The sequence below is a fragment of the Proteus appendicitidis genome (genome assembly GCF_030271835.1).
Taxonomy (GTDB): domain Bacteria; phylum Pseudomonadota; class Gammaproteobacteria; order Enterobacterales; family Enterobacteriaceae; genus Proteus; species Proteus appendicitidis.
Genome location: NZ_CP127389.1, coordinates 3791918 through 3809229, shown reverse-complemented (window position 1 = coordinate 3809229; position 17312 = coordinate 3791918). Strand labels below are relative to the sequence as shown.

15 protein-coding genes are annotated in these 17312 nt (G+C 37.4%); 10 read left to right on the top strand and 5 right to left on the bottom strand.

Going from position 1 to position 17312, the window contains the following annotated elements; all coding sequences use genetic code 11:
• The first annotated feature begins 4 nt into the window (after window positions 1–4).
• The 5 genes from dppC (at window position 5) to QQS39_RS17370 (ending at window position 5859) form a co-directional block, all read left to right on the top strand.
• Window positions 5–907, top strand: coding sequence for a dipeptide ABC transporter permease DppC (gene dppC, locus QQS39_RS17390; protein WP_069369576.1), 903 nt, complete (start codon window positions 5–7; stop codon window positions 905–907).
• Window positions 908–919: 12 nt separating this feature from the next.
• The gene (gene dppD, locus QQS39_RS17385; RefSeq protein ID WP_151436323.1) at window positions 920–1903 is read left to right on the top strand and encodes a dipeptide ABC transporter ATP-binding protein; all 984 of its coding nucleotides are present in this window, start codon (window positions 920–922) and stop codon (window positions 1901–1903) included.
• Window positions 1896–2897: a dipeptide ABC transporter ATP-binding subunit DppF gene (gene dppF, locus QQS39_RS17380; protein ID WP_151436322.1), complete on the top strand. Its 1002-nt coding sequence runs from the start codon at window positions 1896–1898 to the stop codon at window positions 2895–2897. The genes dppD and dppF overlap by 8 nt, the downstream gene beginning before the upstream one ends.
• A 529-nt stretch (window positions 2898–3426) precedes the next feature.
• Window positions 3427–4137, top strand: a complete 711-nt coding sequence (locus QQS39_RS17375; RefSeq protein WP_151436321.1) for a HAMP domain-containing protein — start codon at window positions 3427–3429, stop codon at window positions 4135–4137.
• Window positions 4138–4323: 186 nt separating this feature from the next.
• Window positions 4324–5859 carry a M16 family metallopeptidase gene (locus tag QQS39_RS17370; protein WP_285805046.1) on the top strand — a complete coding sequence of 512 codons (1536 nt, stop codon included), beginning with the start codon at window positions 4324–4326 and terminating at the stop codon, window positions 5857–5859.
• A 92-nt stretch (window positions 5860–5951) separates the two neighbouring features.
• Here QQS39_RS17370 and QQS39_RS17365 read toward each other — a convergent pair whose 3' ends face one another.
• The 4 genes from QQS39_RS17365 to QQS39_RS17350 form a co-directional block, all read right to left on the bottom strand.
• Window positions 5952–6962 (bottom strand): serine hydrolase domain-containing protein, encoded by a 1011-nt coding sequence (locus QQS39_RS17365; RefSeq protein WP_151436320.1) that lies wholly within the window; start codon window positions 6960–6962, stop codon window positions 5952–5954.
• 80 nt (window positions 6963–7042) lie between these two features.
• Complete coding sequence (locus QQS39_RS17360) at window positions 7043–7252, bottom strand: 2-hydroxymuconate tautomerase family protein (protein ID WP_006534633.1); 210 nt, start codon at window positions 7250–7252, stop codon at window positions 7043–7045.
• A 69-nt stretch (window positions 7253–7321) separates the two neighbouring features.
• A complete protein-coding gene (yhjD, locus tag QQS39_RS17355; RefSeq protein WP_285805045.1) occupies window positions 7322–8341 on the bottom strand; it encodes an inner membrane protein YhjD in 1020 nt (339 codons plus the stop codon).
• 330 nt (window positions 8342–8671) lie between these two features.
• Window positions 8672–9061, bottom strand: coding sequence for a DUF1090 domain-containing protein (locus QQS39_RS17350; RefSeq protein WP_151436318.1), 390 nt, complete (start codon window positions 9059–9061; stop codon window positions 8672–8674).
• A gap of 180 nt (window positions 9062–9241) precedes the next feature.
• Between QQS39_RS17350 and QQS39_RS17345 the strand changes: the two genes are divergently transcribed.
• The 4 genes from QQS39_RS17345 (at window position 9242) to QQS39_RS17330 (ending at window position 14159) form a co-directional block, all read left to right on the top strand.
• Entirely contained in the window at window positions 9242–10084 is an 843-nt protein-coding gene (locus tag QQS39_RS17345; RefSeq protein WP_151436317.1) for a 23S rRNA (adenine(2030)-N(6))-methyltransferase RlmJ, read from the top strand.
• 144 nt (window positions 10085–10228) lie between these two features.
• Complete coding sequence (gorA, locus tag QQS39_RS17340) at window positions 10229–11584, top strand: glutathione-disulfide reductase (protein WP_285805044.1); 1356 nt, start codon at window positions 10229–10231, stop codon at window positions 11582–11584.
• Between the two features lie 616 nt (window positions 11585–12200).
• Complete coding sequence (locus tag QQS39_RS17335; protein WP_151436315.1) at window positions 12201–13622, top strand: NAD(P)/FAD-dependent oxidoreductase; 1422 nt, start codon at window positions 12201–12203, stop codon at window positions 13620–13622.
• Between the two features lie 45 nt (window positions 13623–13667).
• Window positions 13668–14159, top strand: a complete 492-nt coding sequence (locus tag QQS39_RS17330; protein WP_151436314.1) for a RidA family protein — start codon at window positions 13668–13670, stop codon at window positions 14157–14159.
• Window positions 14160–14373: 214 nt separating this feature from the next.
• On the opposite strand, the gene QQS39_RS17325 is transcribed toward QQS39_RS17330, so the two are convergent.
• A complete protein-coding gene (locus QQS39_RS17325; RefSeq protein ID WP_285805043.1) occupies window positions 14374–15354 on the bottom strand; it encodes a LacI family DNA-binding transcriptional regulator in 981 nt (326 codons plus the stop codon).
• Window positions 15355–15570: 216 nt separating this feature from the next.
• Between QQS39_RS17325 and QQS39_RS17320 the strand changes: the two genes are divergently transcribed.
• On the top strand, window positions 15571–17229 hold the full coding sequence (locus tag QQS39_RS17320) for an alpha-glucosidase (RefSeq protein ID WP_285805042.1): 1659 nt from the start codon (window positions 15571–15573) through the stop codon (window positions 17227–17229).
• Window positions 17230–17312: the final 83 nt, after the last annotated feature.

Here is a 17312-nt window from a genome sequence, read left to right as displayed (position 1 = left end):
CATAATGACTGAAAATAAAGTAACACCGGTCATCAGTGCACCGGCTCCCATGACGCCCTTCCAAGAATTTTGGCATTACTTTAAACAAAATAAAGGTGCCGTTGTTGGGTTAATCTATATTGTAATTATGTTGCTTATTGCATTACTGGCAGGTTTTCTTGCACCTCATGCCCCTAATGAGCAATTTCGTGATTTCTTATTAGCACCTCCTGTTTGGCAAGAAGGGGGAAGCTGGCAATTTATTCTAGGTACTGATGATGTTGGTCGCGATATTCTTTCTCGCTTAATGTTTGGCGCTCGCCTTTCATTATTGGTGGGATGTATTGTTGTCGTGTTATCACTTATCTTAGGAATTATTCTAGGGCTGGCAGCAGGCTATTTTGGTGGGCTGGTGGATATCGGCATTATGCGTGTCGTTGATATTATGCTGGCATTACCAAGTTTATTATTAGCGTTAGTCTTGGTGGCTATTTTTGGTCCTTCTATTGTTAATGCTTCTATTGCGTTAACTTTTGTTGCCTTACCACATTATGTTCGATTGACTCGTGCTGCTGTTTTAATTGAAGTTAATCGCGATTATGTGATTGCCTCTCGTGTCGCGGGCGCGGGTTCACTGCGTCAGATGTTTATCAATATCTTACCTAACTGTCTTGCACCTTTAATTGTTCAAGCCTCTTTAGGCTTTTCTAATGCAATCTTAGATATGGCTGCATTGGGCTTTTTGGGTATGGGCGCGCAACCACCAACACCTGAATGGGGAACCATGCTATCTGATGTGTTGCAGTTTACACAAAGTGCATGGTGGGTTGTAACGTTTCCTGGTTTGGCAATTTTGTTTACCGTATTAGCCTTTAACTTAATGGGTGATGGTTTACGAGATGCGCTTGATCCGAAATTAAAGCAGTAACGGAGTAAGAACATGGCATTACTAAATATAAATCAATTATCTGTTCACTTCGGTGATGAAGATACTCCGTTTAAAGCGGTAGACCGAATTAGCTATCAAGTTGAAGAAGGGCAAGTTGTCGGGATAGTAGGGGAATCAGGTTCAGGTAAATCAGTCAGCTCATTAGCGATTATGGGGCTTATTGATTTTCCCGGACGAGTAAGCGCACAAGAGCTTTATTTTGATGGTAGAGATCTGATGAAAATCTCTGAATCAGAGCGACGTAATTTAGTCGGTGCTGATGTTGCGATGATTTTCCAAGATCCAATGACAAGTTTGAATCCTTGTTTTACGGTTGGCTATCAAATTATGGAAGCGTTAAAAGTCCATCAAGGAGGAAGTCGTAAAACACGTAAACAACGTGCTATCGATCTCTTAACGCTGGTGGGTATTCCTGATCCAGCTTCTCGCTTAGATGTTTATCCACACCAGCTTTCAGGAGGAATGAGCCAGCGTGTGATGATCGCAATGGCGATCGCTTGTCGCCCTAAATTATTAATTGCAGATGAACCAACCACTGCACTGGATGTAACTATTCAGGCTCAGATCATAGAGCTTTTGCTCGATTTACAAAAACAAGAAAATATGGCGCTAGTGTTGATCACTCATGATCTAGCATTAGTGGCAGAAGCCGCAGACACCATTATTGTGATGTATGCGGGGCAAGTGGTGGAATCTGGAAAAGCATCAGAAATTTTTAAAGCGCCTCGCCATCCTTATACTCAAGCATTATTAAGAGCGCTTCCTGAGTTCGCGAGTAATAAAGCGCGATTAGCATCGTTACCGGGCGTTGTACCAGGACGCTATGATCGACCAACAGGTTGCTTACTCAATCCACGTTGCCCATATGCTCATGATGAATGTTATAAGATAGAGCCTGAATTAAGAGAACTAGGAACGCATCGTGTGAAATGTCATACACCGTTAGATAATGCAGGGAGACCTACCCATGGCTGAAGTTAATCCAAATGTATCAACTCCCTTATTAAAAGCAGTTAATTTAGCAAAGTACTACAGCGTAAAAGGCGGGCTTTTTTCAAAAGAGAGAACAGTTAAAGCCCTTGATGGTGTCTCTTTTGAGTTAGAACGTGGTAAAACTTTGGCTGTTGTTGGTGAATCAGGATGTGGTAAATCCACATTAGGTCGATTATTAACGATGATTGAGGTTCCTACTTCAGGCGAACTGTCTTATCGTGGGCAAAATCTGTTAATTAAAGATAAATCGGCTGAGAAGCTACGTCGCCAAAAGATACAAATTGTATTTCAAAATCCTTATGGATCATTGAACCCGCGTAAAAAAGTCGGACAAATTTTAGAAGAGCCTTTATTGATTAATACGACACTGAATGCCACTGAGCGTAAAGAAAAAGTATTATCAATGATGGCTAAAGTGGGGTTGAAAACAGAACATTATAGCCGATATCCACATATGTTTTCTGGTGGTCAACGTCAGCGTATTGCTATTGCGCGTGGTTTGATGCTTGATCCAGACATTGTGGTAGCCGATGAGCCTGTTTCTGCGCTGGATGTATCAGTTCGCGCTCAAGTACTGAATTTGATGATGGATCTACAACAAGATATGGGACTCTCTTATGTTTTTATTTCCCATGATCTCTCGGTTGTTGAGCATATTGCAGATGAAGTTATTGTAATGTATTTGGGGCGTTGTGTAGAAAAAGGAACAAAAGCTCAAATTTTTGAAAATCCACAACATCCTTATACACAGGCATTATTATCAGCAACACCAAGATTGACGCCTGAATTAAGACGAGAGCGTATTAAATTAACGGGAGAATTACCAAGCCCATTAAATCCGCCACCAGGTTGTGCTTTCGCTGCTCGTTGCCGTCGTGCATTTGGTCCATGTAGTCAATTACAGCCAACATTAAAAGCGTATAATGGTCAGCTTATTGCTTGTTTTGCGGTGGAGCAAGATAACGCGATAGTTTAAATAAAATAAATTTATCTAATAAAATAAGAACAATATATTGATTTATATTGTTCTTATTTTTTTCATTAATAATATTTAATTAATCTTAACTAAATAATCTAATAATGATTTTATAGATATCAAGTATTATATTTATATTGTTTTTTTTAAATATAAACTTCAATAATATAAAAGGGGGATAATATTTTTCACTAAGAAATATATTGCGCTTGGTATTGTGTTTTAACTTTAAATTAAGGGTTTAATAGCGTTTAATTTTATATGTTCTAGTGTTCTTTAGTGAATTGTATCTTTTCATTAAAATAAAGTAGATTTATTGTAAATAACCTAGAGAAAGTGAGATTTTATTTTTATTTTACTATGTTTATCTTATAACTATACTCAAATAACAATAATTATATATTTATCTACTTTCATTTTAATGGATAGGCGCTTTTTATAACGTTATTTTCTTTATTGAGAGTGATACATAATCACAAAAATACAGTATAATCACTCTGTTCAGACATGTATATTGGAAATAGCAACGATGAAACCTCATCTTAAACATTCATTAACAATAAAACAAATGGCCGCTGTTGCGGGCGTTACGTTGGTGACTATTGCTATTTTTATCAGTATTCAACTTGTTTATTTGATAGATCAACGTCGTGAAGATTATCAAAATCAGCTTTTTAATGCGGGTGTCAGTATCCAGCAACCACTTGCTGATGCATTGTTACGTTCAGATTTGAATGATGCTAAACAACAGATTGTTACACTAAAAGCGACGGGTATTTTGGGTAAAGCGATTGTCATGCAACCCGAAAATGTGCAAGTGATGAATTTAGATTTTGCACCTAAGAAAGAGGTCTCTGAATTCTCAAGTTGGCTTTTTGGTATTCCCGTTGAAGCTGTTATCCCTTTACAGCCATTAGGTATTACTTCAACAGATGATAAGTCCTATAGTGGTCATCTCATTTTACAGGCTGACACAAATCGTTTTTATCGTTTTGCTAGTAATACTGTTGCCTTGATGCTAACAACATATCTGTTGATGGGGCTTATTCTGACGGTTGCTATTAGTTGGTGTATTAATCGTATTGTTGTAAAACCTTTGCGCCAAATCGCCGTCACCCTCAATAAAGATAGCCAAGTTTCAGCGTTATCTTGTCCAAAATCACATTGTGATGATGAGATTGGTTTGCTGGTTAAAGGATATAATCATCAAAAATCTGATCAAAAATTGCCGAAGGTCTGAACCTTCTTACGCCATAATGAGTCTAATCACTATAGTGATTCCATTTCATGTTTCTGTGGTGATAAAGAATGATAATACAAAAAATAGACATCCAACATCTAACATGTCTTTTGGCGCTTATTGTTAAACCTCATAAGTGGTTTAATACCAAGGATTAATACAACAGAGGTTCACATGCAGGGTGTAATGACACGAATTTTATTGGGAAGCGTTATGTTCGGCGCTGTTATTTGCCAAGCTCAAGCGGAAGCTTTACAGCCTGATCCGGCTTGGCAAGAAGGGCGGCTAGCAAATGGTTTTCAGTGGCAAATCTTACAAACACCGCAACGCCCAAATGATAGAATACAAATCCGTTTATTAGTCAATACTGGCTCTTTATCAGAAAAAAGCAATGAAACGGGTTTTTCATCCTTGGTGTCCAAACTCAACGTTTTGGAAAATACAGGTTTAACGCCAGAGAAACGCGATAATCTATGGAAAAATGCGTTAGATCCTGACTATCCGTTGCCTCCAATGATCGTTTCATACGATTTTACTGTTTATAATCTAAGTCTACCGAATAACCAGCCTGAGCTGTTAAAGGATGCTTTTGCATTATTAGCAGATATTGCTAAACCAGCACAATATACTGAAGATGCGGTTCGTAACGCAGTTCAATCGCCACTTCCGATTGCAACGTTTCCTCTTAATATTGAAGATCCTATCTGGCGCTCACGTCTTGAAGGCTCTAATTTAAAAGGTCACAATCCGGGCAAGCCTGTTAATCAATCTGTAAATACTAAAGAGCTGTCAGATTACCAACAACGTTGGTATACCCCAGATATGATGACACTTTATGTTGCAGGTAATGTTGATAATAGAGTGTTGACTGAAAGTATTAATCAGGCTTTTTCACCGTTATCAGGAAAGCGTGTAACACCAGTTCCAGTGCCTGTTCTTGCCGATATGAAACCTGAAACGTTATATGTGCAAGAGCCTATGCGTGCAAAAGACCAAATTGCTTTAATTTGGGATTTAGACTGGTCGCCAGTAAAAGACTCCGACACGTTAAATAAATATTGGTTAAGTGATTTAGCTCGCGAAGTTATTTTTGTGCATTTAGGTCGTAGCCTTGAACAACGTAAGGAAAACGACAGTACTCAAGTTAACATTGATTGCCGAGTACAATACCAGCGTGCAAGTTGTTCTTTAAATATTGATACTGCCACAACGCATATTCCTGCATTGGCATCATGGGTGGGAGAAGAATTGGGGCGCTTGCGTAACCAAGGTATCAGCGATGAGTTATACCGAGAGCTACAACAAGAAAAACAACTTCAATTAACTCAGTTATTTGCGCGTTATGCAAAAACCAGTACGGCTATTTTAATTAATCAGCGTCTGTTATCACAACAAAGCAATATTATTGATATTCCACCTGAACAATATCAGCGTTTACGCCAAGCATTTTTAGCTGGTTTAACAAAAGAGACATTAAATCAGGAGCTTTCAAGAGTTTTATCTGAAGATATTACTTTTGTATTAACGCAAAGTGGTGAAACACCAACGGTAAATTTAGGCGAATTGCGTATTCAATTTGAAAAGCAAGTTCATCCAGAAACGGCAAATACACCTGTACCTGTTGCAACTAATGCGACACCAAATAAAGCCGTTGAAACTCCCGCGGTAACTAATCCAGTAACTACTCCAGCGGTAGCAACAACACCGGCGAAAAAGCCGTAATAAAACAGAGATAGGCTGATATTGAAAATATATCAGCTGTAAAATAAACAAAAAGCCAAAAGTGTTATTGATACATTTTTGGCTTTTTGATTTTAAAGGCGTTTAAACGCTTCTTTAACAATGGTTATCAAATCTTCACGGTTATTTTTTTGGGTTGTAAAGCCAGCAATAGCGATTTGTTTTTCAGGTAAATAATAAGCTACCGAACCCCAATAACCAAGATGATAGTAAAGTGTGCCTAGGTCAGTTTCTTCTGCCATTAAACCTAAACGATAATTTTCAGCACCTGTATGTGAACCTTGCCATTTCATCTCTTTTAAGGTTGATGGATGCAAGTAAACTCTATCTTCGAAGAGATCAGCTGTAAATTTAGCTAACTCAAGGGTTGTCATCACAAGCCCGCCACCGCCAAAAGCATCCATTGAAGCATCAATATGAGTACCTTCATGTTCACCTGTAAACTGTCTAGCACGGGCTTTAGGATGCTTAGGTTGTAGTTCTAAATCTTCCCACCACGTTTGTGGTAGATCTAAATCTTGAAAATGCAATAAATCACGAACGGCGGTTGCCATATTTTTTCTCATAAACTGAGAAAGAATATCACCTAATAAAATATATCCTGTGTCTGAATAAATGAAACGTTTTCCAGCAGGAATAATGGGAAAGCCTTGTTGAGCATAGCGCGCTATTTGCTCTTCTCTTGTCCATTTATGAGAGGGATCTTTAATCACCTCTTCAAGGTAAGCTTCATTTGCATGATCGAATAACCCACTGCTATGGCTTAATAAATGGCGTAGTGTAATAGTTTTAAGATCATACCCTAGCTCTAATAATGTCTGTTGATAATTAGCACTTAAATATTTAGTTATATCATCATCAAGGGATAGAGCATCTTGTTCCCATAAACGTAAAAAAGCGGCAGCGAGAAAGGTTTTTGTATTACTAGCGATTCGAAAAGGCGTATCTACAGTTAATTTTTTCTGGGTACTTTCATCGGCAAATCCGTGCGCCATACCAAAAGGGTATGGAATACCTGCACCTGTAATATAGATAGCACTTGCTGAAGGTAAGGCATTAAAAGCATCAGTCATTGATTGAACCATAGTTACTTCCTTATCTGTCAGGAAAATAAATCAGCAAAAAGGGTGTACTTGGCACCCTTTATTTATATTGCAGAAATTCTCTATTTACTTTTTGTTGCTGCTCGTAATTCTGTTACTGTTTTACCGCCTATTCCCCAGTTATCCGTTTCAACTTCATCAATCACTACAACGGTAGTTGCTGGGTTTTTGCCTAATACATCAACCAAAAGTTGTGTTGCTCCCGCAATGAGTTGTTCTTTTTGCTCTGCGGTTGCACCTTCGCGTGTAATTTTAATATTAACGTATGGCATTGTTTTTCCTTATTACGTTATTTATAGGCGGTTAATGCAGGGAATTAACCATATAGTTTTATCATAAAGTTAAGATGTTGATTGCGTTTCAGACAACTGTTCTTTGCGCATATTTGGGCCATCAGTGGCGATCCACGCGGCACAAAAGAGTGTTAATCGAGCAAAAAAGTAGAAGAAAGCCATTAAACCTATCACTGAACCAAATGCGGCACCTGAAGGCGAGCTTGCGATTTTCGGTAGCATCCATGTCATAACAGATTTCAATATTTCAAAACCAATGGCAGCGATAAGTGTGCCTTTAATAAGCGAAATTCGTTTTGGTTGATGGCGAGGTAAGATCCACAATATCCATAAAAAGAGTAAATAGTTTGCAGTAATGGAAATAGTTAAGCCGATTGTTGTCCATGCTGGTGTTAGCCATTCAATACCGTCTAATCCCAATGTATGAACAATCATTCTTTGGGCTGAACCCGCCACAGAAGTCAGCGTAATAGTGACAATTAACGCAAAAAGTAAACCAATTAATGCTAAAAAGTCACGAAAGTAGCGGAAATAGATTTTCTCTTGCTCTTCTTTATTTCTTTCCCAAACGGAGCGTGATTGCGCCAAAATAGCTTGACGTAAATTACCTACCCAATTAACACCAGAATAAAGTGCAATTGCTAAACCGGTTAAACCCACGGTGGTACGCTGGCGAACTGCGGTATCAATACTTTGTTGAACGGTGGAAGCAAGCGTTGGATCGTCAATGCTATTTGCGACACCTGTAATTAATTTAGCGAGTAAATCTGGATTTGAGGCTAAAACGAAACCCGCACAAGCAAAGGAAAGCATTAATACAGGAATTAATGATAAGAATGAAAAGTAGGTAATAGCGGCACCAAACTGATTTCCCATTCTGTCAGTAAAACGTTCAGCGGCACGAATAAGATGTGCAATAAAAGGGATGTTAGTAATAAAGTTACTGATTTTTATCCCAATACCGATGGCCTTTTTTCCACCATGTATCCCTTTTTCCAGCCCTTTTTTAAGCGGCTGAGTCAGTTGAGTTTTTTCATTCTCTGTTTTGGGTTGCTGCTCTTCTGACATATATCCTCTTTAATTAGATCTGTCCATTTTTAATAATTGAGTGTCACTACTATAGTTTTCACTCAAAAATATCATAGCTTAATTTCTATTACACACCTTATGCTTATTGTAATTAGCCACTGATTTAGGAGATGTATTTGTTTGTTCTGGCTTAAGTGTAGATGATGCTCTATCAAAAGGCGTAGATAATCTTGTACTTAATAAAGGATAGAAAACCAATACAGCAATTCTGAAATTAAGTTTAGTTTAATAAGAGAATGGCTACTCACTTATTGTTTTATGCTGTATTTCACAGCCAAATAAGGAGTAGACATTAATGACTAATGATAACTACTTTGTCAGTAGATTTAATTCTTCTTCAATTGCTTTTAAATCTGCCTTTTCTTCAGCGAGTTTTCTTTCTTGTTTAGCAATTTTATCTGCATCACCTTTAAGTTGTGCTTCTTTTAATTCTAGCTCCCGCTCTTTAACATCAAGTTGTTTTTCACGTAATTCAAGGCGCGTGTTTTCAACTACTTTTTCAGGTGTGCAATAGCGTTCAACATTTTGTAATGCTCGTTCCAAGCCTTGGATTCGATATTGATTACCATGTGCTTTTGCATATTCCATTTGTTTTTGGATATTCTGCTTTTTTATCTCACAGCCATTGGTTGATCTATCGGCATAAGCATTACTTGCGAGTAAGCTTAAGGTTATGGCAGTCAAAAGTAATTTTTTCATCTTTCTATCCTATTTAAACTTAAGTGAAATATAGGTTTATCATAACGGCTGGATATTAAGACACAACGTTTCTTTCGCTTTCAATGAAGAAGTTCGGCTTTTTCTGATACACTGAGTTTAATCACTATTTCTGAGTAAATTAATTACTAAGCTATACTTATTTCTAATGGAAGATAAAGAATGCTGAGCTATCGCCATAGTTTCCATGCTGGCAACCACGCCGATGTTTTAAAACATATTGTTCAAACACTCATCATTGAGTCTTTAAAAGAGAAAGAAAAACCTTTCCTTTATCTTGATACTCATGCTGGCGCTGGACGTTATCAATTAACCAATGCTCATGCGACCCGCACTGGCGAATATTTAGAAGGGATCGCACGCTTATGGCAGCAAGAAGAAGTGCCTGAGCTTATTTTGCCTTACCTTGAAGCGGTTGGAGAATTAAACGCAAGTGGGGAGCTGCGTTATTATCCGGGATCACCTCTATTAGCGGGCAAATTACTAAGAGAACAAGATTCTTTAGTGCTAACAGAATTGCATCCAACGGATTTTCCTTTATTACGTACCGAATTCTCTCGTGATGAGAGAGCCAGAGTTTCTCGTGAAGATGGTTTTGGCCAATTAAAATCTAAGTTACCTCCGCCAAGCCGTCGTGGGTTCGCATTAATTGATCCACCTTATGAACTCAAACAAGACTATTCTGCCGTTGTTAAAGGTGTTGTTGATGGTCATAAGCGCTTTGCGACAGGCACTTATGCGATTTGGTATCCCGTTGTTCACCGTCAGCAAATCAAACGTATGCTAAAAGAGCTTGAAGCAACAGGGATCCGTAAGATTTTACAAATTGAATTAGCAGTAAAACCCGATAGTGATCAATTAGGGATGACTGCATCAGGCATGATTGTGATTAATCCACCTTGGAAATTAGAATCACAAATGAAATCAATACTCCCTTGGTTACATAAAACCTTAGTTCCTGAGGGGATTGGACATACATTAGTTGAGTGGGTTGTACCAGAATAAGCATCTTTATTATTGTTTTTGCCTATTACTGTAAAAGCTAAAATCTGACGTGCTATGTTTTAAATTTTGTCATAATAGACATCATGATATGAAAGACTTAGCCTGTGAGTTACCTATTTTTCTACAGATAAATGGATCAGAGAAATGACGAGCAAACATTACGATTACATCGCCATCGGTGGCGGTAGTGGCGGTATCGCATCAATTAATAGAGCGGCAATGTATGGTCAAAAATGCGCATTAATTGAAGCGAAAGCATTAGGTGGCACTTGTGTTAACGTGGGTTGTGTACCTAAAAAAGTGATGTGGCATGCAGCGCAAATTGCTGAAGCTATTCATCAATACGGCCCTGATTATGGTTTTGATACCACAGTGAACCGTTTTGATTGGGATACGCTAATTAGTAGTCGTTCTGCTTATATTGACCGTATTCATCAATCTTATGACCGTGTCTTAGGTAATAACAAAGTTGATGTTATCCAAGGGTTTGCTCGTTTTGTTGATGCCAATACTATTGAAGTCAATGGTGAAAAGATCACCGCTGATAATATTCTGATTGCAACAGGCGGTCGTCCTGTTCAACCTAATATTCCAGGTGCTGAGTATGGTATTAATTCTGATGGCTTCTTTGAATTAAAAGCTTTACCAAAACGTGTTGCTGTTGTTGGCGCTGGTTATATCGCTGTTGAACTTGCTGGAGTGTTAAATGCTTTAGGTAGCGAAACACATCTATTTGTTCGTAAACATGCACCACTGCGTAATTTTGATCCATTAATCGTTGAAACACTGTTAGAAGTGATGGAAACCGAAGGACCTAAATTACATACACACGCTATTCCTAAAGCTGTGATTAAGAATGCAGACAGAAGTTTAACGCTACAACTGGAAAACGGCACAGAGCAAACAGTTGATACCTTAATCTGGGCAATTGGTCGTGAACCTGCAACAGATAACCTGAATCTGGCGGCAACGGGTGTTGAGTTAAATGAAAAAGGCTATATCAAAGTCGATAAATTCCAAAATACCAATGTAAAAGGAATTTATGCTGTTGGCGATAATACTGGGGCTGTTGAATTAACACCGGTTGCTGTTGCCGCAGGGCGTCGTTTGTCAGAGCGCTTATTTAACAACAAACCTAACGAACACTTAGACTATTCAAATATCCCAACGGTGGTATTTAGCCATCCTGCTATTGGTACTGTTGGTTTAACAGAGCCTCAAGCGGTTGAGCAATATGGTGCAGACCAAGTCAAAGTGTACAAATCGTCTTTCACTGCAATGTATAGTGCTGTGACGCGTCATCGTCAACCATGTCGTATGAAGTTGGTTTGTGTTGGTGCAGACGAAAAAATTGTGGGTATTCATGGTATTGGATTTGGTATGGATGAAATGCTACAAGGTTTTGCTGTGGCACTGAAAATGGGCGCAACGAAAAAAGACTTTGATGATACTGTGGCAATCCATCCAACTGCAGCAGAAGAATTTGTGACGATGAGATAAGCTATTTTCATTTATATAGCTTATTTTTATTATTACGTGAAAAGCTAGAGTTAACCCTCTGGCTTTTTTTATTGCAAATTTGTACTGACTCCAGCGTTATTTCTAACTCATACATCCTCTTTTCTATGTATTTTCCTAAAAGTACATTTGTCTACTTACTGACCCATAAACTAGTGATTAAGTGAAATTACTTATTTTGTGAAAATAAGGCTATTACCTAGTCAGGATCATCTTTTTATTTTATGCAATTGTGCGATAGATTTTGCTTGTTTTGTAAACAATATTTTACATCCCCTCCTTGTTATTTGTATCAAAATGTTAATTTTTTAAACAATTACTTTTTCAGTTAAAAATTTATCCCTTTCTTATTATTTTCTTGTTTATCAATGAATAATAAATAAAAAATTTTCATCTTCACTTTATTAATTGATGAATTTCTATGAAAAAAAATGGTTAAAGTAACCACGTTGTATCTATGGATATTGTTATTCTAAGAAATGGTTAACAAATAATTATAATTATTAACAATATAATGAACTATGGTATTATTCAGTTTTAAAGAAATAAATGAATAACATTATAAATATAAGTGATAAATCCATTACTGAGGTAGAAGATGAAAATTTCAAGGAGAAAGCTGCTTTTAGGTGTTGGTGCTGCGGGTGTTTTAGCCGGTGGTGCTGCGTTAGTTCCAATGGTTCGCCGTGATGGTAAATTCGTTGAAGCTAAATCTAGAGTATCATTTGTCGAAGGTACAGAGGGTGCGCTGCCTAAAGAATCTGATGCAGTGATTATTGGTGGTGGTATCCAAGGTATCATGACCGCTATCAACCTTGCAGAACGTGGCATGAGTGTCACTATTTTAGAAAAAGGCGAGATTGGCGGTGAACAATCAGGCCGAGCATACAGCCAAATTATTAGTTATCAAACATCACCAGAAATTTTCCCATTACACCATTACGGGAAAATCTTATGGCGTGGAATGAACGAGAAAATTGGTGCAGATACCAGTTATCGTACACAAGGTCGTGTAGAAGCCCTTGCTGATGAAAAAGCACTTGATAAAGCTCAAGCGTGGATCAAAACAGCAAAAGAAACGGCTGGATTTGATACACCATTAAATACGCGCATTATTAAAGGTGAAGAGTTATCAAACCGTCTTGTTGGTGCTCAAACACCATGGACTGTTGCCGCTTTTGAAGAAGACTCAGGCTCTGTTGACCCAGAAACAGGCACACCGGCATTAGCACGCTATGCTAAACAAATTGGCGTAAAAATCTATACCAACTGCGCGGTAAGAGGCATTGAAACTGCGGGTGGTAAAATTTCTGATGTTGTAACAGAAAAAGGCGCAATTAGAACATCTCACGTTGTTCTAGCTGGTGGTATTTGGTCACGTTTATTTATGGGTAACATGGGCATTGATATTCCAACGCTGAATGTTTACTTATCACAACAACGTGTATCAGGTGTTCCAGGCGCACCTCGTGGTAACGTACATTTACCAAACGGTATTCACTTCCGCGAGCAAGCCGATGGCACTTATGCTGTCGCACCACGTATTTTCACAAGTTCTATCGTAAAAGATAGCTTCTTGTTAGGACCTAAGTTCATGCACCTATTAGGTGGTGGTGAGCTACCATTAGAATTCTCTATCGGTGAAGATTTATTTAACTCATTCAAGATGGCAACATCTTGGAAATTAGATGAAAAAACACCGTTTGAACAATATCGTGTTGCAACAGCAACGCAAAATACTGAGCACTTGGATGCTGTATTCCAAAGAATGAAAGCTGAATTCCCAGTATTTGAAAAATCACAAGTTGTTGAACGTTGGGGGGCGGTCGTGAGTCCAACATTTGATGAATTACCTATTATTTCAGAGGTCAAAGAATACCCAGGTCTAGTTATTAATACAGCGACAGTATGGGGTATGACCGAAAGTCCAGCAGCGGGTGAAGTGACTGCCGATATCGTTACGGGTAAGAAACCTGTTATTGATCCAACGCCATTTAGTATGGATCGTTTTAAGAAGTAAATAACCCCTTGTTTTACTGTAAATTAAACATATTAAGGAGTTTCCATGCGCTATAAAAGTTTACTTGTTGCCCTACCTTTCATTTTTGGTGTAGCAAGTGCGAACGCGGAGGGTGTTGTGCATCATAAATTAAATGGTATGCCAATTTCAGAATCTGTAGAAGTTACAGGTGGTAATCTTGTTTTCTTAAGTGGCAAAGTTCCAACTAAGAAATCAGCAGATGCGCCAGAAGGTGTATTAGCTTCTTATGGTAATACTGAAGAACAAACCATCAACGTGTTAGAGCAAATTAAAACTAACCTAAACAAACTTGATTTAGGTATGGATGATATCGTGAAAATGCAAGTCTTCTTAGTTGGTGGCGAAGAGACTGATGGGACTATGGATTTCAAAGGCTTTATGCAAGGTTATTCTAAATTCTTTGATGCAGAAAAAACCAACAAACTTCCAGCACGTTCAGCTTTTCAGGTTGCTAAATTAGCTAACCCAGCATGGCGTGTAGAAATTGAAGTTATCGCTGTTCGCCCTACAAAATAAGGCAATAAGCTTTACTCAATATTGAAGTAAAACATAATGCGATAAAACGCCAAAGAAGGGCAACTTTCTTTGGCGTTTTTTTATGGTATCGACATGTTATGGCGATATGTCGATAAAATGCATTTTTATAAACATAATGGTGTGACATGTTTATGGTATCGACATGTTATGTCGATATCTCAACACAAAACTGTCATAAGAATTGAATCAATAATTAACTACTTTCACCTTGAATAAACTTCACTGGAATAACAGAGACGTTATCTGTGATTGCTTTATTCTCAATTAATGCACTAATCACTTCTACACTTTTTTCGGCTAGTTTTTCAAAAGGTTGTTCAATACAGGTTAATTGGCGCAGTGTTTGGTTTAACCAAGGGCTGCCATCGTAAGCAACAATTTTTAATTTTTCTGGAATGGCAATATTTCGCCTTGTTGCTTCATTAAATAATGCCATGGCAGGAATATCAGCAGCAAAAATCGCATCAATATCTGAATGCAAAGAGAGTATTTTTGTTGCAAAAGAATGAAAGTAGTCTTTCTCTTCTTCTTTCCAATTTACTTTACAAGAAATAGGTTTAATACCTGCCTGAATAAGCGTTTCTTTAAAAGCTAAACAGCTTTGATAGGAAGGGGTTGATGATAAATAACTTGAATTATCTTCAATATAGAGGATTTTTTGGCACCCTTTTTGAATAAGGTGTTCTGCCGCTAATTGGCCACCCGTATGATGATCGGAACAAACTAATGGAATATCACGAAGATGACGGTCTAGCGTTACCACGGGTCTTTGAATATGCTGATATTCACTATCATCCAATAACAGATATTCTGCAATAATACCGTCAATCTGACCGCGTTTAAGCATATCAAAAAATATACGTTCACGTACTTTGCTATTTTGTGTTGCACATAACATCATGCTATAGCCATTTTCAGCGAGCTTATTTTCAATAAAACGTGTCACTGTCGCAAAATAAGGGTATTCAAGGCTGTTAATAATGACACCAACAACCGCACTTTTTTGTTGATATAAATTTCTTAGCCAAGTATCTGGAATATAGTCTAATTCTTCTACCGCTTTTTTTATTTTTTCTCGTGCCGCTTGAGACACATAGCCACTGTTATTTAATGCTCTGGAAACAGTACTTGCTGCGACATTGGCTTTTTTTGCGACATCACGGATCCCTGCCATTGAATATGCTGTTGCTCCTTTTAATTAGTTGATGACCTAATATATCTTAATATGATTATGACAAACCCATCTTTATTGAGGTAATTGTGTTTTTTTAGTATGAGCTATTTCACATTTTAGTATGTTAATTACCTTACCCTCTCTTTTAGTACCTATAGTATCTTATATAAATTATGGAACAGTTCCATATATGTTAATTACCTTGGTGAGGTGAATATGTCTAGTACTTGGTGGAAAGAAGCAGTGGTCTATCAAATTTATCCCAAGAGCTATTATGATAGTAACGGGGATGGTGTTGGGGATTTAGCAGGGATCACGGAGAAATTAGATTATATTCAATCACTCGGTACAAACGTTATTTGGTTATGTCCAATTTTTAAATCACCAATGAAAGACAATGGTTATGATATTGCGGATTATTCTGTTGTCGATCCTCTCTTTGGCGATAATAACGCGTTAGATAAACTTATTTACGAAGCTAAAAAACGTGATATTAAAATTCTATTAGATTTAGTATTAAATCACTCTTCTGATGAGCATCCATGGTTTAAAGCGGCAATTGAAGATCCGAATAGCCCATATAGCGATTATTATATTTTTAAACAATGGGATAAATCGACGCCTCCTAATAATTTACGCACTTATTTTGATTGCTCTGTTTGGAGCCGTGTTGGAAAAACTAATCGTTGGTATTTCAATTCATTTGGCCCTGAACAGCCGGACTTAAATTGGGAAAACCCACAATTACGCAAAGATATTATCGACATGATAAATGTCTGGATAAAAAAAGGTGTTGCAGGATTTCGAATTGATGCGATTGGTAATTTAAAAAAATCTCCTGAAGCCTTATCTGAATATCAATTTGAATCTGATAAAGATGATGGTTCTGCATCTTTAGTGCCTTGGGTTTTAAATCAACCGGGTATTGATAAGTTTTTAACTGAATTAGCTGAGAATACTTTTAAGCCTGCAAATAGTATGACGGTTGCAGAAATTGATGTACCTGAAAAAGATTTACGTGCTTATGTGGGTGAGAATGGTTATTTCTCTATGGTATTTGATTTTAGCATCGCTGATTTAGATATTCGCAATGAAAAGCCCTTCACCATTAATCCAATCACTGGTGAAAGATTAAAACCTGTCTTTATTAAAAGCCAATTAGATACTCAACGAGTAGGTTGGGGAGCACCTTATTTAGAAAATCATGATCAACCGCGTTCATTAAATAAATTTCTCCCTAAAGGAGACATTAATCCTATTAGTGCCAAAATGTTAGCGACATTTTTATTAACTCAACGAGGAACGCCTTTTATTTATCAAGGGCAAGAAATTGGTATGACAAATTGCCCTATGACGTTAGAGGAACATGATGATTTACATGTTTTTAAATTACATGAATGGGGTAATAAATTAGGCTATAGCGACGAGCAAATGATTGAATATTTTAATGCCCGCAGCCGTGATAATTCAAGAACACCTTTCCAATGGAGTAGTGAAATAAATGGGGGGTTTAGTACAGGTAAACCATGGTTAAAAGTTAACCCTAATTATGTCGAGATTAATGCACAGAAAGAAATGCAAGATAAGCACTCTCTTTTTGCTTATTACCAACAATTAATTGCATTAAGACGACATTCAGAAATTAGTGATATTTTGATTTATGGTGAGTTTTTGCCATTAGATTCACCAGAAAATGTAATTGCTTTTCAGCGTACGTATGAAGGCAACTCAGTCAATATTTACTGCAATTTTAGTGGTGAAGAAAAAGTACTGACCATGAAAGCTAAAGATATTTATTTGCATAACAGCCCAATAGTGGAAAACGCACAAGGCAACCTTATTCTTAAGCCTTATCAAGCAATTATTTTGAAATAAAAATAATTACTTTAATAGATAGGTTCTGAGTTTTATTGGAACCTATTTTTATTAATCTCTCCATTAGCTATATTTTATTGGTG